This is a genomic window from Mycobacterium paraterrae (assembly GCF_022430545.2).
GTDB classification, from domain to species: domain Bacteria; phylum Actinomycetota; class Actinomycetes; order Mycobacteriales; family Mycobacteriaceae; genus Mycobacterium; species Mycobacterium paraterrae.
Genome location: NZ_CP092488.2, coordinates 577754 through 598594 on the forward strand (window position 1 = coordinate 577754; position 20841 = coordinate 598594).

Sequence of the window (20841 nt, forward strand, 5' to 3'; positions counted from 1 at the left end):
GGCGAGCACTAAGCGCGCTACGCGCGCTGCATCGACGACGGGACGAACGGCTCGTCAAGCAACCGGCCGAACCGTTCCACCAGGCTGACCCCCGCTGGGCGGTCGTCCAGCCAGCCCCGCAACAGCCGATACCCCTCGACGTAGGTGCTGGTGTAGGCGCGCCACAGCGGCGAAGACAGAAACCGCAGCATCTGGCGGGCGCGGGTGTCGTTTACCAGCAACCAGCGGCGCAAGAACTCCACGACCTCGTCGGCGTCGCGGTGCTCGTCGTGCAACATCAGCGCCGCGTCCTGTCGCACCCCGGCCAGCGCCGCCGAGGCCTCGGACACCGCCTCGGCCCGCTCACCGTCGAAACGCAGCCCGAGGTCGGCGTAGATCTCGCTGGCCCAGCTTCCCCAGCCCGCGCCGATCGCCGCGTACAGCGCCAGGTCGGCGAGGCCCTCGGCCATCAGGCACTGCGGGGTGTTCACCAGAAAGATGGTCTGCTCTGCCTGGCCCTTGCGGTTGACCAGCCCAGCCTCTTTGCGGCAGTGCTCGGTGTGGTGACCGGGATAAGACTCATGCGCAACCAGCCGCGGCAAGTTGGACATCAGCTGTTTGAGGTCTGCGTTCACCGCCACCGTCGAGCGGTAGTCGCCCAGGTAGTAGTTGAATCCCGACCACGGCTTGTCGGTCACCACCTGGTAGTCGACGGTTTCGGTGTCCGGCAGCGGGTATTCGGCGCGCACCCGGTCGCGCAGTGCGCTGGAGAACGCGTCGATGCACTCCGCGAGCCGATCGGGCGGGATTTCCTCGCCCACTCGGTGTGCTTCCATCCGGTCGGCCAGCGGCCCGGTGCCGCCCAATGTCTCGTCGAGCCGGGCATGGGCCTGGCGGTAGGTCTCCGGGTCACCCTTGCTGATCTGCACGTCGAAATACGCGTGAACCTCGTCGACGAACCCGATGTCCTCGCCGGCGAATTTGCGGCCGGCGCATTCCAACGCGCGCAGGTGAGCGGCCACATAGTCGGCGCGCTGAGAGTCGAATCCGTTGCGACGCGCCACATCCGACAGTGCGGCCAGCAGCCTTGCGGCCTGCCGGGCCAGGTTGGCGGGGTCGGGCGCGGGCTCGGCCGCGACCGCTTGGCGCAGGGCCGGATCGCCGGTGAAGGCGTCGACGTAGCCCTGCTCGATCCGGTCGAACCGCAGTCCGAGGAGCAGGTACTCGCGGATCAGTGCGTCGGATTCCACGCCGTCAACGCTATCCGGTCACTCATCGCGGCGCCGATACTGCAAGACTGATCGTCATGCCGCGGCCCAGCGAGCCGAGCCCCTACGTGGAGTTCGATCGACGTCAGTGGCGCGCGCTCCGCATGTCGACGCCGCAGCCACTGACCGAAGAGGAAATCGTCGGTCTGCGCGGTATCGGCGAACAGGTCAACCTGCGCGAGGTCGAAGAGGTATACCTGCCACTGGCGCGGCTTCTGCATCTTCAGGTCGCGGCCCGGCAGCGACTGTTCCAGGCGACTGCGGAGTTCCTCGGCGAACCGCAGCAGAACCCGAACCGGCCGGTGCCGTTCATCATCGGCGTGGCCGGCAGCGTCGCGGTCGGTAAATCGACGACGGCCCGTGTGCTGCAGGCGCTGCTGGCTCGCTGGGATCACCATCCCCGTGTCGACTTAGTCACCACCGACGGATTCCTCTATCCCAACGCCGAGCTGAGCCGTCGAAACCTGATGCATCGCAAAGGTTTCCCGGAGAGCTACGACCGCCGGGCGCTGATGCGATTCGTCACGTCGGTGAAGTCTGGGTCGGATTACGTCTGCGCGCCGGTGTACTCGCATTTGCACTACGACCGCGTGCCGGATGCCAAACAGGTGGTCCGCCACCCCGACATCCTGATCCTCGAGGGCCTCAACGTTCTGCAGACCGGACCGACACTCATGGTCTCGGACCTCTTCGACTTCTCGCTGTACGTCGACGCCCGGATCGAGGACATCGAGGGCTGGTACATCTCGCGGTTCCTTGCGATGCGCTCGACCGCCTTCGCCAACCCCGCGTCGCACTTTCACCATTACGCCGGGCTGACCGATCAGCAGGCCGAGATCGCTGCCCGCGACATCTGGCGCTCGATCAACCGGCCAAACCTGATCGAGAACATCCTGCCGACCCGCCCGCGCGCCACCGTGGTGCTGCGCAAAGACGCCGACCACTCCATCAACCGGTTGCGGCTGCGCAAGCTCTAGACATGCGATTCACGCGAACATCGAGTTGTTGGGCCAAAAGCCAAGTTTCGGCCCAACAAGTCGACGTTCGGCCGGCAAAAGGCCGATGCGGGGCCGCTCGCCGCAACCTCTGACAGCGGCGCCCCGCACCGGCGGGACGGGAGTTACGCCGGCAACCGGCGCACTCCGAGGTACTGCAGGTAGGCCATCAGCGCGAAGTAGCCGCCGGTGGCCAGCGTCGCCGCGACCCCGGCCGCGGTCAGCGGCAGCACATCCGCGGCAAGGACGGCCAGCACCGCCACCGTCAGGATGATGTTGCCGACGATCAGGGCGATGCCGACGCGACGCAGGTTCGGCGCTGCGGCAAGGGCATACACCGCCAGGCCGGCGAGAACCAGCATCGCGCCGCCACTGAATTCGGCGACCGAACTCAGGCCGGTCAGCGCCGACAGCGGGTCCGCCATCAACGCAATGAACAGGCCGACCGCACCGCTCAGCGTTGCGTCGAGCCGCATGGCGAATCGCAATAGCGAGTCGGTCGAGTCGTCAAAGGGCCGGGCGGCCAGTGGAGTAACAGCGGTCATGGTCGAAACTCCTTGCGGTGAGGGGTCGATCACGTCTGAGCCTGCCGGTTGTGGACTGCCAGGTCGACGCATGGCACTGCCAGGCACTGCCATGCGCAGGTCAACGGGGTGATCCACGCCACTATTCCGTGTCTAGGTCGTCTAAGTCTTCCGTCCGGCCGCAAAGCGAGGCCGAACTAGATCGCTACGGCTTCCACAACACCGAAGGGCGACGCCGTTTCCACAACTCGTGTCAAGCGAAAACCAGCGAGCTTCATCAGGTCAGCGTGCTCTGCCGCGGTGCGCTCTCGCGAGGCCGCCACCAGCAGCATCTCCAAATCCACCCACTTGCCCGGAAACTCCCGATGGTGCCGTGGAATTACCGTCTCAACGAGCAATACGTTCGCGCCGGGGGCGGCCGCCCTCCGCACGTTGCGAAGGATGCGCACGGCGTCGTCGTCGGCCCAGTCGTGAATGATGCTTTTGAGGACGTACGCATCGCCTCCACTCGGCACGTCGTTGAAAAACGAGCCCTCAGCAATACGAACTCGGTCCGCGACGCCGTGCTTGCCGAGGATCACCGGGGCCCCCGCCACCACATTAGGAAGGTCAAACAAGATGCCGCGCGAATTCGGAGCGGCTTCAAGGATTGCCGACAGGAGGCGACCGTGCCCGCCGCCGACATCGACGATGGTGGCATATGGGCTGAAGTCGTAGCCGGCGATGACCGATGAGATCGCGAGTTCTGACACGCTAGTCATGGCGCCGTTGAACAAATCCGCGAACTCCGGTTCGTCGAGCATGTACTCGAAGAAGGGTTTGCCGCGTAGATCGGGGATCACTGCCCGGCCGGTCCGGATGGCGTCTGGAAGATGGCTCCAATGCTCGCGGTGCTGAGGCGATCCCATGAATTGCGCCCACGCACTCAACGACACGTCGGCGTCGCTACGCAGGGTGTCCGCCATTGGGGTGAGCTCGTAGCGGCCGTCGCGCCGTTGACGGAAGATGCCTCGAGTCTCCAACGCCCGAAGTAATCGGCTGATTGCGTCCGCGTCTGCGCCGACCGCGCTCGCGAGTTGATCTGCCGTCAGTGGCCCGTCAGCGAGCGCGTCAGCAATGCCGAGGTTCGCCGCAGCGGTGATCGCCTGAGCCACCCACGCCCCCAAGACCATCTCCATCATTGCGATGGGAGGCGGTACCGTGCGTCGTTGCAGCCGAGCGAGATGATGTCTGGCCAGCTCTACCGCCCGCACCACCCTGGCGGGCGGAACTCCTGATGCCATGACTTTCCCTCGTCTCGGGTTGGCTGTGAAGCGACCCGGACAATCGTTGCCGACGAACTAGACCTGCGCCCCAAAATGGGCGAACTCATTCGCTGGGTACTGGAACCCGTCCGCGCAGATCGGCGGCGATCAGCTTGGCCGCGGCGTTCTGCCAGTTGTGCAGCGAGCGCTGCGGCACCTCGGTGACGAACCACTGCCAGGCCTGCCGCGCCGTCGGATCCAGCCCAGCCGCGGTGGCGTTCTGGGCGTAGGCGCGCACACCGACCACGTACGGGAAATACAGCGAGTTGTAGTGGCGCCACTCCTCGGTGGTGCCGAAATCACCGCCGTCGCGCGGTTTGAGCGCATTGATCCGGTCGGCGAGCAGCGCCTTGAGTTCGATGGCCCGCTCCAACGGCTGGTCTGGTGCCCCACGCGCGGCCAGCCGCTCGTCGATGCAGGGCAGCGCGGTCAGCGGGCTGGCGACCAACTTGGACAGGTCGCCGTAGTGGCCCAACGCGCGGCGTGTCAGCCGGGCGAACGATTCGTCGTCGACCTCGTCGAGTGGGTCGGCAAGCCGCAGCGGCAACGCGGATTGGGTGCGCCGCAACGTCTCTCGATGCGCTCGCAGCAACGGCGCCCGCGAGAACACCATCCGGTCGAGCAGCCCGGCCAGCGGGTCGGCCAGCACCTGCACCGGTAGGGCGATTGCCAGGCTGGTGAACAGCAGGATGGTGAGCGCGATCTGCGCCGTGGTCTGGCGCGGGGTCAACGCCAAGCCGATCAGCATCTGACCGCCGAGCAGCGTCGCGATTGCGCCGGTACCGGTAAATGAGCGCAGCATGTCACCACGCAACGCCTGACCCTCGTCGAAAGCGTCCCACAGCGCCACCGCCACGCCGAGCCCGAGCACGTCGCATCCTGTCGATGCCAATGCCAGCCAACTCGGCACTAAGCCAAGGGGAATGACCAGAATCGCGTTCGCGAGCGCAAAGAACAGCGTCGCGGTGATCACCAAACCCACCACCGGGATCTTCTGCGTCCGGCGCGCCAGCGCGGCGACCATCGCGTAGAGCGTGGACACCGAGATCACGATGCTCATCACCACATGGCCGAGCCGCAACGGTCCTTCGACGGTGCCGGCCATCGCGGCACCGGCCAGCGTCAGGGCCGCGACGACGCCGACGAGCAGTGCCTCGACGGTGCGGCCTCTGCCGTTGTCGTCGGCGCGGGCGATCTCGAGCAGCACCGCAAACCATGCCACGCCCGGAATCGCAACCACATAGATCTCGACATGGCCGAGCACCGCGGAGTGCGTGACGAGTCGGACCGCGTCCAGCGCGACCGCCGTCGCGAAGGTGCACAACCCCAGCGCAGCCAACACCAGGACCGGCTTGCGGGGATCGCGCCCCAAAAGGTACAAACCCAGCCACCAGCTGACGCAGAACACCAACGCCGACAGCGCAGCCATATCTTCAGTGTGACATGACGTCACGCACCGTAACGGCGGTGCCGCTGGCTGTAATCGCGTAGCGCACGCAGGAAGTCGACCCGACGGAAGGCCGGCCAATGCGCTTCGGTGAACCACATCTCCGAGTAGGCGCTCTGCCAGAGCAGGAACCCCGACAGCCGCTGCTCTCCCGACGTCCGGATCACTAGATCGGGGTCGGGCTGACCGGAGGTGTAGAGGTTCTCCGAGATGGCGTCGACAGTGACGGCTTCGACCAGCTCCTCGCCGCTGGCACCGTTGGCGATCGCCTTACCCAGCAGCCCGCGCACGGCGTCGACGATCTCTTGGCGTCCGCCGTATCCGACCGCGACGTTGACGTGGAAGCTGCCATTCCCGGTGGACGCGGTGCCGGCTGTCCCGGTCACGGCGTCCCGGAGCCGACGCGCGGGCTCTTCGCCGATAAGCTCGAGGTCACCGACAGTGCGCACGCTCCAGCCGTTGGCCGGCGCGCAGATCTCCTCGACGACGTCGGTGATGATCTCGATCAGCGCGGCGAGCTCGGCCGGGTCGCGGCGCAGGTTCTCGGTGGAAAGCAGATAGACGGTGGCCAGTTCGATGCCGGCTTCCTGACACCAGCGCAGCATCTCGGCGATTTTGGCGGCGCCCATTCGGTAGCCGTAGCTGACGTCCTCGTACCCGGCGTCACGCGCCCAACGGCGGTTGCCGTCACACAGCACCGCAATGTGGCGCGGCAACGCCGATTTCGATGCGGCCAGTCCCTGCCGCAGCCGCAACTCGTAAAGCCGATATAACGGCTCCTTGACGCGCGGCGGAATGATCTCCACAGCGAACCAGATTACTGTGGGCACTACCGCACATCGGCAACTCTTGGGGGGCAAATTGAGTCAGGAGACCAAGGTGGCGAGCCCGGCCGAGACGACGGAGTCGTCCAGCACTGTCAGCGAGGTCGCCGAGCACATCGTCGAGGGCGTCAAGGACACCGCCCAGGCACTGGTCAAGCCCCGGGCGCGGGGCTGGATCCATCTGGTGTTCGCCGTCCTTGCCGTCTTCGCCGGCGCGTCACTGATCTCGGTCTCGTGGCCGCTGGCCGGACTCGCCGCGGGCCTGTCGACGTTCGTCTACACGATCGCGGTAGTGGGCATGTTCACCACCAGCGCGGTCTACCACCGGGTCACCTGGAAATCGGTCAAGGCTCGGACTTGGATGAAGCGCCTCGACCACTCGATGATCTTCGTGCTGATCGCCGGCACTTATACGCCTTTCGCGGTGCTGGCCATGCCGCACGACTCGGGCGTGCTGGTGCTCTGGATGGTGTGGGGTGGCGCGCTGGCCGGGGTGCTGCTCAAGATGTGCTGGCCGACCGCGCCGCGCTGGGTGGGTGTGCCGCTCTATCTGGTGATGGGCTGGGTCTCGGCGTTCTACATCGCGGTGATCCTGCACAACGCCGGCGTGACGGCGATGGTGCTGCTGGCGGTCGGCGGCACGCTGTACAGCATCGGCGGCATCATGTATGCGCTGCGCTGGCCCGACCCGTGGCCGAGCACGTTCGGCTATCACGAGTTTTTCCACGCCTGCACCGCGATCGCCGCGATCTGTCACTACATCGCGATCTGGTTCGCGGTGTTCTAAGCGGCCTTTCGTTACAGCTGGGTGACGCTGTCGGGCGACCAGTAGGCCTTCATCGCGCTGATCTTGCCCTCGCCGTCGAAGACCATCACGTCGATAGGCTCGATGACCATCGCGCCGTTGATCGTCAGTTTGAAGTGGAACGCCGCCTCATGACCGGCCACCCGCAGCGTGACCAATTCGCATTGGCGCTGAACGGATTCCATTGCGGAGTAGAAGCCATGGATCGCCTGGCGGCCGATGTGTACCTCGCCGCCCACCGGGTCTTCGACGGTGGCATCGTCGGCGTACAACTCGACGAGGTCGTCCGCACTGCCGTTGTTGACAAGGCTGATGTAGCGGTTGACGACGGCGGTGATCTCTTCGGCGCTCGGCATGGGTCGCAGGCTACCGCGACAGGTTGCGGGCGAGATCCTCGACGCGCGTGACCGGTAGATCGCATACCCGGCCGCGGCATACGTACGCCGCATCGGCACCGCCGACCCGGTCGCGGCCGGTCAGCAGCGGCGAGGAATCCATCGGGCCGCCCATCACGATCGCCCCGCCGGGTGCGAGACGGCGCGCGTCGGCCAGCAACGGCGAGTCCGGGGCGGCGCAGGACACCGCGATCTGCAGCGGCCCGCGCACGGCGGCTTCGGCGACGGCCAACCAGTGACCGGCCGAACGCGGAGCGCGAGCCAGCAGCACGCTGTGCGCCTGCAGCGTGGGGCCGGCCGCGCGCAGGTAGCGTTCGTCACCGGCCAGATGCGCCGCGGTAAGTAGGGCTTCGGCGATCGCCGACGCACCTGAAGGCGTCGCACTGTCGTAGGAGTCGGCCGGCCGCAGCACCAGCTGCTCGGCGTCGTCGGCGCTGTCGAACCAGCGACCCGGCCGTTCCCGATCGGCGAAGTGTGCCATCGCGATGTCGAGCAGGCCACGGGCGGCGGTCAGCCAGGCGGGGTGCGGCACCAGCTGACAGAGCGCGAGCAGGCCGGTGGCCAGCATCGCGTGGTCCTCCAGAATCGCGGCGCTCTCACCGACGCGGCCGCCGAGGCTGGCCCGGCGCAACCGGCCATCGACCAGGTGCAGACGCAGCAGCGCCTTCGCGCAATCCGCTGCGGCGCTGGCCAATTGGGGTGCGGCCAGCACCACACTGGCTTCGGCCAATGCGGTGATCGCCAGTCCGTTCCAGGCGGTGACTACCTTGTCGTCGCGCGGCGGCTGCGGCCGCGTCAGCCGAGCCGACAGCAGGGCGGCCCTGACGCGCTCGAAGCGGTCGCGGTCGTCGGCCTCGACGGGCCGCTGCAACACCGATGCCCCGTCTTCGAAGGTTCCAGCCTCCGTTACCTCGAAAACCGATGCGGCCCAACGTCCGTCGTCGTCACCGAGTACTTCGACGAGCTGGTCGGGCGTCCACACGTAGGTGGAGCCCTCGCGGCCGGCGGCATCGGCGTCCAGCGACGAGATGAACATGCCGGTTGCGTCGTCGCGCAGTTCGCCGAGCAGGAATCGCGCGGTCTCGGCGGTCACGCGACGCGCCAGCGGGTCACCGGTGCGACGCGCCCAGTGCGCGTAGAACCGCAGCAACAACGCGTTGTCGTACAGCATCTTCTCGAAATGCGGGACCACCCAGGCGTCGTCGACACTGTAACGGGCAAATCCACCGGCGAGCTGGTCGTACATACCGCCGCGAGCCATCGCCGTCCCGGCACGCTGGACCGCAGCCAGGGCGGCCGGGGAGCCGTTCCGTTCCCAGTGCCGCAGCAGCGCTTCCAGCAGCGCCGACGGCGGGAATTTCGGTGCGCCACCGAAGCCGCCGTGCGCGGTGTCCTCGTCGCGCAGCACCAGTGCCACCGCATGGTCACACAGCGCCGGGTCGACCTGCGGTCCACCGCCGGGAACGCCCTCAGCCCTCGACCGCAGCTCCGCCGCGATCTGATCGGATGTCTGCTCAACCTCGTCGCGGCGGTCGCGCCAGGTCTCGGAGACCGCCGAAAGTAGTTGCAGGAAACCTTCTTTGGGGTAGTACGTGCCGCAGAAGAACGGTCGTCCGTCCGGCGTCAGAAAGCACGTCATGGGCCAGCCACCCTGACCGGTGAGCGCGATGGTGGCGTTCATGTAGACCGCGTCGATGTCTGGCCGCTCCTCGCGGTCGACCTTGACGCAGACGAAGCCGGCGTTCATCACCGCGGCCACCTCGTCGTCCTCGAACGACTCGTGAGCCATCACGTGACACCAGTGGCAGGCGGCATATCCGATCGAAAGCAGCACCGGCACATCACGTTGGGCGGCCTCAGCCAGCGCGGCCGACGACCACTGTCGCCAATGCACCGGATTATCGGCGTGCTGACGCAAATACGGGCTGGCGGCCAGTGCGAGCTGATTCTGCCCGCCGGACTCAGCCGGACTCATGCCGCGGCTGGTCGATCGTGCCGTCGTCGACGGCCTGATCCGGCTCGGGATGTTGGGGGTCGAACGAGTCCGGAAGCTTCTTGAGGTGCCGGTTCATCGAGCGCACCAGGAACACCACGGCGATCAGCAGCAGGACCACGACGAGCAACCCGAATGGGCTGGCCTTGCCGAAATCCGGTCCACTGTTGCGGGGTCCGTTCTCGGCCAGCAGCGCCCATGCGGCCACGTGCAACTGGGTCACGATGCATCCTCGATTCCGGCGAACAGGTCGGTCTCGGGCAGTCGCACCGGAACACGCGAGCGGGCCAGCTCGAATTCCTCAGTGGGCCAGAGCTCTTGCTGCCAGGAGATCGGCGCGGCGAAGAAATCACCCTTGGGGTCGATCTGGGTGGCGTGTGCGCGCAGCGCGTCATCGCGCTGACTAAAATACGCCGAGCACTCCACCCGCGTCGTCACGCGCTCGGCATGCACATCGTGCGCGGGATCCCAGTGCTTGAGCCATTTTTCGAACGGGCCGGTCTGCCCTCGCCTGGCGAATTCGTCCTGCAGCTTCTGCATTCGTTGACGCAGGAATCCGTGGTTGTAGTAGAGCTTGGAGACCGACCACACCGGCCCCGCACCCGGGAAGCGCCGGTAGTCGCCGGCCGCCTCGTAAGCGGCCACCGAAACCTGGTGACAGCGAATGTGATCCGGGTGCGGATAGCCGCCGTTCTCGTCGTAGGTGGTCATCACGTGCGGCCGGAATTCGCGGATGACGCGCACCAGCGCCTCCGTAGGCGTCTCCAGCGGTACCAGCGCGAAACAGTCCTCCGGCAACGGCGGCGGTGGATCTCCCTGAGGCAGCCCGGAGTCGACGAAGCCCAGCCAGGTGTGTTCGACGCCGAGGATCTCGGCGGCCTTGGCCATCTCGTCGCGACGGACCTCGGCGATGCGCCCGTGGATTTCCGGCAGGTCCATGGCCGGGTTGAGGATGTCGCCGCGCTCGCCCCCGGTCAACGTCACCACTAGCACGCGGTGTCCCTCGTCCGCGTAGCGGGCAAGGGTGGCAGCACCCTTGCTGGACTCGTCGTCCGGGTGGGCGTGTACCGCCATCAACCGCAGTTCGCTCACGTGCTCCCTGACCATCTACTGTCTTCCGCGCTTATAGTTCCAGGTCTAATAGTTCCACCTTCCGATGTCGGGTCCGCCAAACCCCCGGCACCGACCCCGACGCCATGACTGAACGCTCCCCTGCGCCGCCGCAATCCCGCTACGGGCGCGGCCGCCCATCGCTCCCGTCCCGCCGCGTATTCCTCGCGCTGTCAGCGGTGGTCGTCGCCGCCTGCCTCGCGCTGGCCCTGCTCGCCTATCACCGGATGGGCCGCGGCGACGTCGAAGGGACGCTGGCTGGTTATTCACTCGTCGACGGCCAGACCGTCTCAGTAACGATCAGCGTGACCCGAAAAGACCCATCGCGAGCCGTCGATTGCATCGTTCGGGTCCGTGCGAAAGACGGCAGTGAAGCGGGCCGGCGCGAGGTGTTGGTTCCCCCGTCGAACCGGGCGACCGTGCAGGTGACGACGGTACTGAAGGCCAGCAAGCCCGCAGCCGTCGGCGACATCTACGGCTGCGGTACCGATGTGCCCAGCTACCTTCGCGCGCCCTGATCCTCGTCGTCGCCGAGCAAACTGCGAACTGCGGAAATGGCCTCGGACATCGCGGCGGCGGTGGTAGGCTGCACGGATGCACGGTTCCGGCTGGGACCGTGTATTGCTGCATTAGCGGCCATGTGCCGCACAGGGGGTTCGCCCGACTACTGAGGTCGGCAGTACCCGAGGTGGAACCGCCCGGCAGCACGACCGACAGCCTGCCGCGGCGGTATACCGCCCAACCGACACCACAAGGAGCACGACGAGATGACGGACACCCAGGTGACCTGGTTGACCCAGGAGTCACACGATCGACTCAAGTCCGAGCTCGATCAGTTGATCGCGAATCGTCCTGTCATCGCCGCCGAAATCAACGACCGGCGCGAAGAAGGCGATCTGCGCGAGAACGGCGGCTACCACGCCGCCCGCGAGGAGCAGGGCCAGCAAGAGGCCCGCATCCGGCAACTGCAGGACCTGCTGAACAACGCGAAGGTCGGTGAGGTGCCCAAGCAGTCCGGCGTCGCGCTGCCCGGCTCGGTGGTGAAGGTGTACTACAACGACGACGAGTCGGACACCGAGACGTTCCTGATCGGCACCCGCGAGCAGGCCGTCAACGACGGCAAGCTCGAGGTCTACTCACCGAACTCGCCGCTCGGCGGCGCGCTGATCGACGCCAAAGAAGGCGAGACGCGCAGTTACACGGTGCCCAACGGCAGCACCGTCAAGGTGACGCTGGTCAGCGCGGAGCCCTACCACTCCTAACGGATCGGCGGGCAACGGCCGCGGCTCCAGATTTGGCCGGGTACGACGGCGGCCGGCGCTACCAAATTAAGTAGTGCGCTACTCAGGTGGGCCTCTGAGATGTCGGCTTAGGCTGCGCGAACGAATCGCACAACCTGGGACCCGCCATGACCACGACCACCAACGGCGTCGAAGCGCCCGCGACGCGACCGATGAATTACACGGCTGGCACAGGCGAATCGGCCGGTGTCACGCCCGAATTGCGCAGTCTGCTCTCTGCTTACAGCGACGCGCTGGACCAGATAAACAAAGGGCGCCTGTTTACCGGAGTCTCTTTTGACAGCGGCTGGGTACCGCGCAAATTGCGCACGTTTCCAGCGCTGCGGTATTTCGTGTCCGCCCTTTTGGTGCGCTATCTATATCGAAGCGCCGACGCGCTCAAAGCCGGCGTCATGAAGTGCGCTGTGCGCGGCACCTCAGACGAAAACACCGATGACCTGGACATGCTGGAGAATTTTGAACGGTCGCTGCCGCCCAGGTTGAGGCTGACGCTGATTTTGCCGGTCATACCACTGGCAGTACTAGCCTTTTCCTATCTGCTGACATTGTTGCTTCACGCCGGCTACCGAAACCTGTTCGGCGACTTGGCGACAGCCGCGATCACGGTGAATCGCGCCGCCGTGGTCACGGCATTCGCCAACGCCCACCGACTGGCAGCACTCCAATACCCGCTCGAAGCCTATTACTTCGCCGGTGCGGCACTGATCGTGATTTGGTCAGCCATCTTGGCAATCCTGCCGTTACTTCCGGCGTTCTACCTTGTTCGCCGCAAGTTGAAGGAGATGTCGGAGGTCGAGGCGAGCGGGTACGACGCCGTTCAGGCGCTACCCGTCTATGCCACCGAACTCGACCTGTTGGTGCGACTCCTGCTAATTCCTGCGGTAGCCCTGGTCGCAATCGCGGCCGCAATTCAAGCCGCGAGACAGCGGTCCGAAAGCGAACTGGCTATCAACGTCAGCGTTGCGATTGCCGTCATTGCTTCCGCGCTGATGATACTTGCCGGGATAGAACTGGCTTCTCGCTATCGCGAACGCCATGACAAAGGGCCTGGTTGTCGAAGTGTTGCGACAAGGGTTTCGTTCGCGACGGTGGCGACGTTGTCCGCCTGCCTTTTCTTTGCGCTCCCAGCCTGGGAGTGGCAGCACAACAATGAGTTCACCACCTGGAAACGGGAGGTAGCACCTACAACACCGCATCCGGCTAAGCCCGGCGATAACGACGACGGTGCGCGAGGCTGGCTTACCGACCAAGTGTCTTTCCTGATAACCGACATCCAGCCGAATGCTCAGTGCCACGAATCGCCTAGGGCTCCCATCGAAAACCAGCAGTACTTGCGGTTCAATATCGAAATGTGGTCGGACGTCGATCAATTCGCCAACCAATTCGCTCCATACGCGCTCACTCTTCCGCACTGGAGCGTCCGGGACAGTCACGGGAATTTGACGGGAAGCCTCTACCTGCACGCGCAGTGCAGTCCCGGTACGGACGGGATCTCCAAGCCGATATCCCCCGGCACCCACACCTTCAGTTCTGTCGTCGTCAGCGCCCCCAAGGATGCTGCGTGCCTGCAACTGGACGTCCCCAACTATCGGGGGAAATGGGGGTGGAAAATTCCGCCAATGAGCGGCGATTGCAAACCCAACTAACCCAACGCCTGCTCGAGGTCGGCGATGAGGTCGGCCTGGTCCTCGATACCGACCGACAACCGAACCAGGTCGTCGGGAACTTCAAGTTGAGATCCGGCTGTCGACGCATGCGTCATCGCGCCGGGGTGCTCGATCAGCGACTCGACCCCACCCAGCGACTCGGCCAGGATGAACACCTGAGTGGCGGCGCACAGCGCCTGCGCCGCGGCGCGTCCGCCCTTCATCCGCGCCGAGACCATGCCGCCGAAACCGTGCATCTGCCGGGCAGCGACCTGATGTCCTGGATGGCTCGCCAATCCGGGGTAGAGCACCGACTCGACCGCGGGGTGCTCGGCGAGGAAATGTGCTACTGCCGAAGCGTTTTCGCTGTGCCGCTGCATCCGGACCACCAGCGTCTTCAAGCCGCGCATGGTCAGGTACGCGTCGAATGGTCCCGGCACCGCGCCGGCGCCGTTCTGCAGAAACGCGAAGGCGGTGTCCAATTCCTCGTCATTGGTGATCAGCGCACCGCCCACCACGTCGGAATGCCCGCCAATGTATTTCGTCGTCGAATGCAGCACGATGTCGGCGCCAAGGGTCAGCGGCTGCTGCAGCGCCGGCGAGGCAAACGTGTTGTCCACCAACACCTTCGCGCCGCACTCGGTGCCGATCGCGGCGATACCGGCGATGTCGGCGATCGACAGCAGCGGGTTGGTCGGTGTCTCGACCCAGATCAGCCGGGTCTGTGGCGTGACGGCCGCGCGCACCGCGTCGAGGTCGGCTAGTGCGACCGGGGTGTGGACGACGCCCCAATGCGCAAACACCTTATCGATGAGCCGGAACGTGCCGCCGTAGGCGTCGTCGGGGATCACCAGGTGATCGCCGGGACGCAGCAGGGTGCGCAACGCGCAATCCGTAGCCGCCATGCCCGAGCTGAACGCTCGGCCAAAGCGGCCGTCCTCGACAGCCGCCAGCGTGGCCTCCAACGCGGCCCTGGTCGGGTTGCCGGTGCGCGCGTACTCGAACCCGCCGCGCAGACCGCCCACCCCGTCCTGGGCGAACGTGCTGCTGGCGTAGATCGGGACGTTGACCGCGCCGGTCGCCGGGTCGGGCCGGTAGCCGGCATGAATGGCCTTGGTGGACAGGCCTGCCTTGGCGAAATGCTCGTGTCCGCTCATCGACGATCAGCCTAGTCACGGCACAGCGACGGGCGGACGCTGGAAATAGGGAAATCGACCCATGTGCTGGGCGGTCCCCCGCGGTCACAATGATCAGTTATGAGACGAATACTCACGATGCTGGCGTCGGCGGTGTTGGTGTGGAGCGGCCTGACCGCGGCGGCCGGCCCGGCTGCCGCCAGCTGGCCGGGCTGTCCGCCGGACAGCCCGGGAGGGCCGTGCCGCTGGTGCCCGGGCGACCCTCCGGTGCAGACCGGGAACCTCAGGGTGGACCCCGTCCGCTGGGACGCGAGCATCTGCCACACCTATTGGTACGTCGGGGGCGGGGGCAACGTCGCCCGGACCATCTGGGAGGGAGACGAGCCGCCACCGCCACCACCGCCGCAGACAGGGCTGGTCTGTGACCCCGGGACGTTCACGAACTGTCGTATCGAGACGTGGCACCCATAACCTAGGGCGTGGCCCCCTCGGCCGGTGGAGCTTTAGTCGCCAGGCAAACCGTGGCCATCATCTTGTCGGCCAGCGTTTGGCGCTTGGCGTCCCACAGCGGAAACAGATACCCGACGAAGAAGACGACCGCGTCGACCACGTGAGTGATCGCGCGCAGCGTCGACATGGCGAAACCGATTGGCTTGCCGGTGTTTTCGCTGACCACCTGGAACCTCAGCATCGACTTGCCAATGCTGGATCCGGTAGTGCCCTGGCGGTAGCCGAAGTTCCAGATGAAGTAGCCCAGCGCGACCAGCAGCGCAATCCACATCACGGTGAGCCCAATTGTCGAATAACCGACGGAACAGATCTGCTCGACGGTGCTCATCGTGATGTTGGTCAGACATGCGCTGTCGACGGAATTCTCCAGCACTAACCAGCCGACGCCCAAAATCAACGCGAGCGGGGCGTGGTCGATGAGGTAGGCCGCGACCCTGATCACCCACGGCGTGTACTGGTCGCGGGTCAGCCCTCGCAGCACCGGCCCGGGCGGCGGCGGCACGTATCCGCCCGACGGCGGGGGCGGCGGCGGGTAGCTGCCGCCACCTGGCGGAGGTGGTGGCGGGAACGACGACGGTGGCGGTTGTTCGGTCATCAGCGACTTTCTGTGCGTGACGTGCGTGGTCTGTGGGGACGTCGGGCTACTTGCGTGACGCTCCGTCGGACAAGAAGCCCAGCAAGTCGTAGCGGGTGATGACCCCGACGGGCTTGCCCTCCTCGACGACCATCACGGCGTCCAGGTCGCGCAACGCTTTGGCCAGCGCACTGACCTGTTCACCGGCGCCGATGATCGGCAGCGGCGGGCTCATGTGCGCGCTGACCGCGTCAGCCAGGTGGGCGCGGCCCTCGAAGACGGCCGACAGCAGTTCACGCTCCGAGACGCTGCCCGCCACCTCGCCCGCCATCACCGGCGGCTCGGCGCCGACGACGGGCATCTGAGAGACCCCGTACTCGCGCAGGATGCTGATCGCGTCGCGCACAGTCTCCGACGGGTGGGTGTGCACCAGGTCGGGCAGGTGACCGGATTTGCCGCGCAACACGTCACCGACCGTGGGCTCGATCGAGCCGTCCAGCCGGGTACGAAGGAAGCCGTACGACGACATCCAGGCGTCGTTGAAGATCTTCGACATGTAGCCGCGGCCGCCGTCGGGCAGCAGCACGACCACTAGCGCGTCCGGGCCGGCTTGTTCGGCCACCTTCAGCGCCGCGACCACCGCCATCCCACACGACCCACCGACCAGCAGCGCCTCCTCGCGGGCGAGCCTGCGGGTCATGTTGAACGAGTCAGAGTCCGACACCGCGATGATCTCGTCCGCCACCGTCGGGTCGTAGGCCTTCGGCCAGAAGTCCTCGCCGACGCCTTCGACCAGATACGGCCGTCCGGTGCCGCCGGAATACACCGAACCCTCTGGGTCGGCGCCGATCACGCGGACCTTCCCGCCGGAGGCGTCCTTGAGGTAGCGGCCGGCACCGGTGATGGTTCCGCCCGTGCCGATGCCCGCGACGAAGTGCGTGACCTGGCCGTCGGTGTCGGCCCAGATCTCCGGTCCGGTGGTCTCGTAGTGGCTGGCCGGGCCCTGCGGATTGGAGTACTGGTCGGGCTTCCAAGCACCGTCGATCTCGGTGACCAGCCGGTCGGAAACGTTGTAGTAGCTGTCCGGATGCTCGGGCGGCACCGCGGTCGGGCACACCACGACCTCGGCACCATAGGCGCGCAGCGCGTTGCGCTTGTCCTCGCTGACTTTGTCCGGGCAGACGAAAACGCAGCGATATCCCCGGTGCTGGGCGACCAGGGCCAGCCCGACACCGGTGTTGCCAGACGTCGGCTCGACGATGGTGCCGCCCGGTTTGAGTTCGCCGCTGGCCTCGGCGGCGTCGATCATCTTCACCGCGATCCGGTCTTTGCTACTCAGCCCAGGGTTGAGGTACTCGACCTTGGCCACCACCCGGCCCGCGCCCGGCGGCACGACCGAAGTCAGCTGAACCAGCGGAGTGTTGCCGATGAGCTCACTGATGTGCTGCGCGATCCGCATGCGTAGATGTTCTCAGGTGCGGCTAGGCCGCGCGTCATTAGCCTGTCGCCTCGCGAATGTATTCGCCGATCTGGCGCAGCGAGCGGACCGCCTCGGGCACCATCGGTCCGGCCAGCTGGAAGTCGTGGATCTGTCCGGGCCACACCCGCACTTCGGTCGGCACGCCAGCCTCCGCGAGGGCCCGGGCGGCCAGGCGGGCGTCGTTCAACAGCACCTCGGACCCGGACACGTGAATCAGCGTCCGGGGCAAGCCGGGCTCGACGTGATCCAGCGGCTCGTAGAGCTGCTCGGGCTTGCCGTCGACGATGTGCTTGCGCGCAGCCTTGGCGACCAGGGTGAGCAAGGCGTCGAAAGCCTTGGCGGGGAACATCGCATCGGTCTTGATGTTGGGGTGCGACTGCTTGGGTTCCTTCGCCAGCTGCAGCAGCGGCGAGATCGCGACCAGCGCCGCGAGTTCTTCGTGCGCCTGCTGAAGCCGTTGCGCCAGAGCAAGAGCCAGGTATCCACCGGCCGAGTCGCCGGCCACCACAACCTGGTCGGGCTGGTATCCGCGCAACCGCAACCACTGGTAGGCGTCGTGGCAGTCGTCGAGCGCCTGGCCCACCGAGTGCTTCGGAATCAGACGGTAGTTGACCACCAGCACTGGAGAATCGGCAAACTTGGACAGCGCGTTGACGATGCGGCTGTGCGAGTTGACCCCACAGGTCAGGAACGCGCCGCCGTGCAGATACAGCACAACCCGGCGCTTGCCGTCGGCCGGCAGCACACCCGGAGCGCGGACCAGCTGCGCGGTGCAGTGCGGCAGCTCGACGGTGGTGCGGACGGTTCCCGGGCCCGGAAGAAGGGCCCGGCAGGCGAAGTCGATGATGCCGAACGGAAACGGCACGAACGGGATGTAGCTGACCACACCGAGTGTCGGACGGATGGTCAGCTTGCAGGCCAGCGCGGCCACCATCCCGGCAAGGCTGGGTCCGCTCTCGATGACCTCGACCGGCTTGCCGTCGCTGGCGGCAAACCTGCGAGCGCGCAGCACGTCACGGGCGCGAAGAGGGGTCCGGGGAGAACCCGAGACTTTGCTTGGTGCGGTCATGTCAACACTCCTACGCCGTTGTAGTGCGATAAACATGTTGACGAAGTGGCTTTAGCCTCGACCGCAGCAACTTCGTTAACTCAGCTTGACACCTTAAAGAACTTCAACAATCAAAGAGTCAGATTCGATACCAATAATGCCCCGACCTGTAACGGCTTAAACCCGGGGTTCTCACAACCCGCACTAAACTGGTCGCGTGGTACGACGCGCACCGCGAGGTTCGATGGTCGCGCTGGCCGCAGCGGGCGCGCTGGCGTCGACCGGCACCGCCTATGTGGGGGCGCGAAACTTGCTGATCGGGCAGGCCGCGAAGGCACGCACTGTGATCCCGAAATCCTGGGACGTGCCGCCCCGCGCCGACGGCGTCTACTCACCGGGCGGTGGCCCGGTGGAACGCTGGCAGCGCGGGATGGACTTCGACCTGCACCTGATGATCTTCGGCGACTCGACGGCGACCGGATACGGCTGCCGGACCGCCGACGAGGTCCCCGGCGTGCTGATCGCGCGCGGGCTGGCCGACCAGACCGGCAAACGGATTCGGTTGAGCACCAAGGCGATCGTCGGTGCCACGTCCAAGGGGTTGTCCGGACAGGTCGACGCCATGTTCGTGGCCGGTCCGCCACCTGACGCCGCAGTCATCCTGATCGGCGCCAACGACGTCACGGCGCTGAATGGCATCGGCGCGTCTGCTCGTCGCCTGGGGGCGGCGGTGCGACGACTGTGCGCCAGCGGGGCCGTTGTCGTGGTAGCCACCTGCCCCGATTTCGGTGTCGTCAAAGCGATTCCGCAGCCGCTGCGGTGGACCGTGCGCACGCTGGGTCTGCGACTGGCCCGCGCGCAGTCGGGTGCCGTCCGGGCGGCCGGTGGTGTTCCGGTGCCGCTCGCCTCGCTGGTCAACGACGAGTTCAAGCATTCGGCGCATTTGATGCTGTCTGACGACCAGTTCCACCCGTCGGCCGCCGGCTATGCCCTGGCCGCCAGTCAGCTGTTGCCGGCGCTGTGTCACGCGCTCGGCGACTGGGCCGGCGAGCCGCTGCCCGGCCTTCCTTCATCGTCGGCGACGGAAGCCGGACCGGGCTATTCGATGCTGCGACTGCTCTCCCGGCTGTGGCGGCGGCCCACCACTGGCGTGCCCGCGCCCATCGTCGTCCCGGCCTCCAGCTAGGCCGTGTAACGGCCGGTGTCGTCGCAGGGCTAGATTCGAGGCCAAACCTAGACCTTTCACGGATGGAGCCGACATGCCGGAAGCCGTCATCGTTTCAACTGCCCGCTCGCCCATCGGGCGCGCGATGAAAGGGTCGCTGGTCAGCATGCGGCCCGACGACCTCGCCGCCCAGATGGTGCGCGCCGCGCTCGACAAGGTGCCGGAGCTCAACCCACACCAGATCGACGACCTGATCATGGGCTGCGGCCTTCCCGGTGGCGAGCAGGGCTTCAACATCGCCCGCGTCGTCGCCGTCGAACTCGGCTACGACTTCCTGCCCGGGACCACCGTCAACCGCTACTGTTCGTCGTCGCTGCAGACCATCCGGATGGCCTTCCACGCGATCAAGGCCGGTGAGGGTGACGCGTTCATCTCCGCCGGCGTCGAAACGGTCTCCCGCTTCGTCAAGGGCAACTCGGACTCCTTGCCCGACACCAAGAACCCGCTGTTCGACGAGGCCAACGAGCGGACGGCCAAATCCGCCGAGGGTGCGACGGACTGGCACGACCCCCGCAAAGACGGCGCCATCCCGGACGTCTACATCGCGATGGGTCAGACCGCGGAGAACGTCGCGATCATCACCGGGATCAGCCGCGAGGACCAGGACCACTGGGGTGTGCGCAGCCAGAACCGGGCCGAGGAAGCGATCAAGTCGGGCTTCTTCGAACGCGAGATCGTTCCGGTCAAGCTGCCCGACGGCACCACCGTCAGCGTCGACGACGGTCCTCGCCCAGGAACGACCTACGAGAAGATCAGCGAGCTCAAGCCGGTCTTCCGCCCCAACGGCACGGTCACTGCGGGCAACGCCTGCCCGCTGAACGACGGCGCGGCCGCGGTAGTCATCACCAGCGACACCAAGGCCAAGGAACTCGGGCTCACCCCGCTGGCCCGGATCGTGTCGACCGGCGTGAGCGGCCTGTCGCCGGAGATCATGGGCCTGGGACCGATCGAGGCCAGCAAGGCTGCCCTGCAGCGGGCCGGTCTGTCGGTCAAGGACGTCGACCTGTTCGAAATCAACGAGGCCTTCGCGGTGCAGGTGCTGGGCTCGGCTCGCGAGCTCGGCATCGACGAGGACAAGCTCAACGTCTCCGGTGGCGCGATCGCGCTGGGCCACCCGTTCGGCATGACCGGCGCCCGCATCGCCACCACGCTGCTGAACAACCTGCAGACCCACGACAAGACGTTCGGGCTGGAGACCATGTGCGTCGGCGGCGGTCAGGGCATGGCGATGGTGATCGAGCGACTGAGCTAGCTATTGCGTTGACTCTGCGCTCACG

The 20841-nt window shown here is 66.3% G+C and carries 21 protein-coding genes; 8 read left to right on the forward strand and 13 right to left on the reverse strand.

Going from position 1 to position 20841, the window contains the following annotated elements:
• Nucleotides 1-17: 17 nt before the first annotated feature.
• Complete coding sequence (locus tag MKK62_RS02595) at nucleotides 18-1229, reverse strand: DUF885 domain-containing protein (protein WP_240262543.1); 1212 nt, start codon at nucleotides 1227-1229, stop codon at nucleotides 18-20.
• A gap of 56 nt (nucleotides 1230-1285) precedes the next feature.
• Here MKK62_RS02595 and coaA point away from each other — a divergent pair, with 56 nt between their 5' ends.
• Nucleotides 1286-2224, forward strand: coding sequence for a type I pantothenate kinase (coaA, locus tag MKK62_RS02600; protein WP_240262542.1), 939 nt, complete (start codon nucleotides 1286-1288; stop codon nucleotides 2222-2224).
• 143 nt (nucleotides 2225-2367) lie between these two features.
• Here coaA and MKK62_RS02605 read toward each other — a convergent pair whose 3' ends face one another.
• From MKK62_RS02605 to MKK62_RS02620, 4 genes are all read right to left on the reverse strand, one after another.
• Nucleotides 2368-2787: a hypothetical protein gene (locus MKK62_RS02605; RefSeq protein WP_240262541.1), complete on the reverse strand. Its 420-nt coding sequence runs from the start codon at nucleotides 2785-2787 to the stop codon at nucleotides 2368-2370.
• 176 nt (nucleotides 2788-2963) lie between these two features.
• Complete coding sequence (locus MKK62_RS02610; protein ID WP_240262540.1) at nucleotides 2964-4049, reverse strand: methyltransferase; 1086 nt, start codon at nucleotides 4047-4049, stop codon at nucleotides 2964-2966.
• A gap of 85 nt (nucleotides 4050-4134) precedes the next feature.
• A complete protein-coding gene (locus tag MKK62_RS02615; protein WP_240262539.1) occupies nucleotides 4135-5499 on the reverse strand; it encodes a hypothetical protein in 1365 nt (454 codons plus the stop codon).
• A 20-nt stretch (nucleotides 5500-5519) separates the two neighbouring features.
• Nucleotides 5520-6323, reverse strand: a complete 804-nt coding sequence (locus tag MKK62_RS02620) for a (2Z,6E)-farnesyl diphosphate synthase (RefSeq protein ID WP_240263857.1) — start codon at nucleotides 6321-6323, stop codon at nucleotides 5520-5522.
• Between the two features lie 55 nt (nucleotides 6324-6378).
• Here MKK62_RS02620 and trhA point away from each other — a divergent pair, with 55 nt between their 5' ends.
• Nucleotides 6379-7128, forward strand: coding sequence for a PAQR family membrane homeostasis protein TrhA (gene trhA / locus MKK62_RS02625; protein ID WP_434085018.1), 750 nt, complete (start codon nucleotides 6379-6381; stop codon nucleotides 7126-7128).
• 11 nt (nucleotides 7129-7139) lie between these two features.
• Here trhA and MKK62_RS02630 read toward each other — a convergent pair whose 3' ends face one another.
• From MKK62_RS02630 to mca, 4 genes are read right to left on the reverse strand one after another with little or no spacing between them, the layout of a single operon-like run.
• Nucleotides 7140-7502: a nuclear transport factor 2 family protein gene (locus MKK62_RS02630; RefSeq protein WP_240262537.1), complete on the reverse strand. Its 363-nt coding sequence runs from the start codon at nucleotides 7500-7502 to the stop codon at nucleotides 7140-7142.
• Nucleotides 7503-7512: 10 nt separating this feature from the next.
• A complete protein-coding gene (locus MKK62_RS02635; protein ID WP_240262536.1) occupies nucleotides 7513-9516 on the reverse strand; it encodes a thioredoxin domain-containing protein in 2004 nt (667 codons plus the stop codon).
• Entirely contained in the window at nucleotides 9503-9748 is a 246-nt protein-coding gene (locus MKK62_RS02640; RefSeq protein WP_240263856.1) for a hypothetical protein, read from the reverse strand. The genes MKK62_RS02635 and MKK62_RS02640 overlap by 14 nt, the downstream gene beginning before the upstream one ends.
• Nucleotides 9749-9753: 5 nt before the next feature.
• Nucleotides 9754-10626, reverse strand: a complete 873-nt coding sequence (gene mca, locus MKK62_RS02645) for a mycothiol conjugate amidase Mca (RefSeq protein WP_240263855.1) — start codon at nucleotides 10624-10626, stop codon at nucleotides 9754-9756.
• Between the two features lie 104 nt (nucleotides 10627-10730).
• Between mca and MKK62_RS02650 the strand changes: the two genes are divergently transcribed.
• From MKK62_RS02650 to MKK62_RS02660, 3 genes are all read left to right on the forward strand, one after another.
• A complete protein-coding gene (locus MKK62_RS02650; protein WP_240262535.1) occupies nucleotides 10731-11162 on the forward strand; it encodes a DUF4307 domain-containing protein in 432 nt (143 codons plus the stop codon).
• Between the two features lie 249 nt (nucleotides 11163-11411).
• Nucleotides 11412-11906: a transcription elongation factor GreA gene (gene greA, locus MKK62_RS02655; RefSeq protein ID WP_240262534.1), complete on the forward strand. Its 495-nt coding sequence runs from the start codon at nucleotides 11412-11414 to the stop codon at nucleotides 11904-11906.
• Nucleotides 11907-12052: 146 nt separating this feature from the next.
• Entirely contained in the window at nucleotides 12053-13591 is a 1539-nt protein-coding gene (locus MKK62_RS02660; RefSeq protein ID WP_240262533.1) for a hypothetical protein, read from the forward strand.
• Here the strand turns inward: MKK62_RS02660 and MKK62_RS02665 are convergent.
• Nucleotides 13588-14748: a cystathionine gamma-synthase gene (locus tag MKK62_RS02665; RefSeq protein ID WP_240262532.1), complete on the reverse strand. Its 1161-nt coding sequence runs from the start codon at nucleotides 14746-14748 to the stop codon at nucleotides 13588-13590. The genes MKK62_RS02660 and MKK62_RS02665 overlap by 4 nt on opposite strands.
• Nucleotides 14749-14847: 99 nt before the next feature.
• On the opposite strand from MKK62_RS02665, the gene MKK62_RS02670 reads away from it, so the two are divergent.
• Nucleotides 14848-15198 (forward strand): hypothetical protein, encoded by a 351-nt coding sequence (locus MKK62_RS02670; protein WP_240262531.1) that lies wholly within the window; start codon nucleotides 14848-14850, stop codon nucleotides 15196-15198.
• Between the two features lies 1 nt (nucleotide 15199).
• Here the strand turns inward: MKK62_RS02670 and MKK62_RS02675 are convergent, their stop codons facing one another.
• From MKK62_RS02675 to MKK62_RS02685, 3 genes are read right to left on the reverse strand one after another with little or no spacing between them, the layout of a single operon-like run.
• The gene (locus tag MKK62_RS02675) at nucleotides 15200-15832 is read right to left on the reverse strand and encodes an RDD family protein (RefSeq protein ID WP_240262530.1); all 633 of its coding nucleotides are present in this window, start codon (nucleotides 15830-15832) and stop codon (nucleotides 15200-15202) included.
• A 46-nt stretch (nucleotides 15833-15878) separates the two neighbouring features.
• Nucleotides 15879-17270 (reverse strand): cystathionine beta-synthase, encoded by a 1392-nt coding sequence (locus tag MKK62_RS02680; protein ID WP_240262529.1) that lies wholly within the window; start codon nucleotides 17268-17270, stop codon nucleotides 15879-15881.
• Nucleotides 17271-17307: 37 nt separating this feature from the next.
• Nucleotides 17308-18360: an alpha/beta hydrolase fold domain-containing protein gene (locus tag MKK62_RS02685; RefSeq protein WP_240262528.1), complete on the reverse strand. Its 1053-nt coding sequence runs from the start codon at nucleotides 18358-18360 to the stop codon at nucleotides 17308-17310.
• A 223-nt stretch (nucleotides 18361-18583) separates the two neighbouring features.
• Between MKK62_RS02685 and MKK62_RS02690 the strand changes: the two genes are divergently transcribed.
• Entirely contained in the window at nucleotides 18584-19525 is a 942-nt protein-coding gene (locus MKK62_RS02690; RefSeq protein WP_434085067.1) for an SGNH/GDSL hydrolase family protein, read from the forward strand.
• Nucleotides 19526-19598: 73 nt separating this feature from the next.
• Nucleotides 19599-20816 (forward strand): acetyl-CoA C-acetyltransferase, encoded by a 1218-nt coding sequence (locus tag MKK62_RS02695; RefSeq protein ID WP_240262526.1) that lies wholly within the window; start codon nucleotides 19599-19601, stop codon nucleotides 20814-20816.
• The last annotated feature ends 25 nt before the right edge of the window (nucleotides 20817-20841 follow it).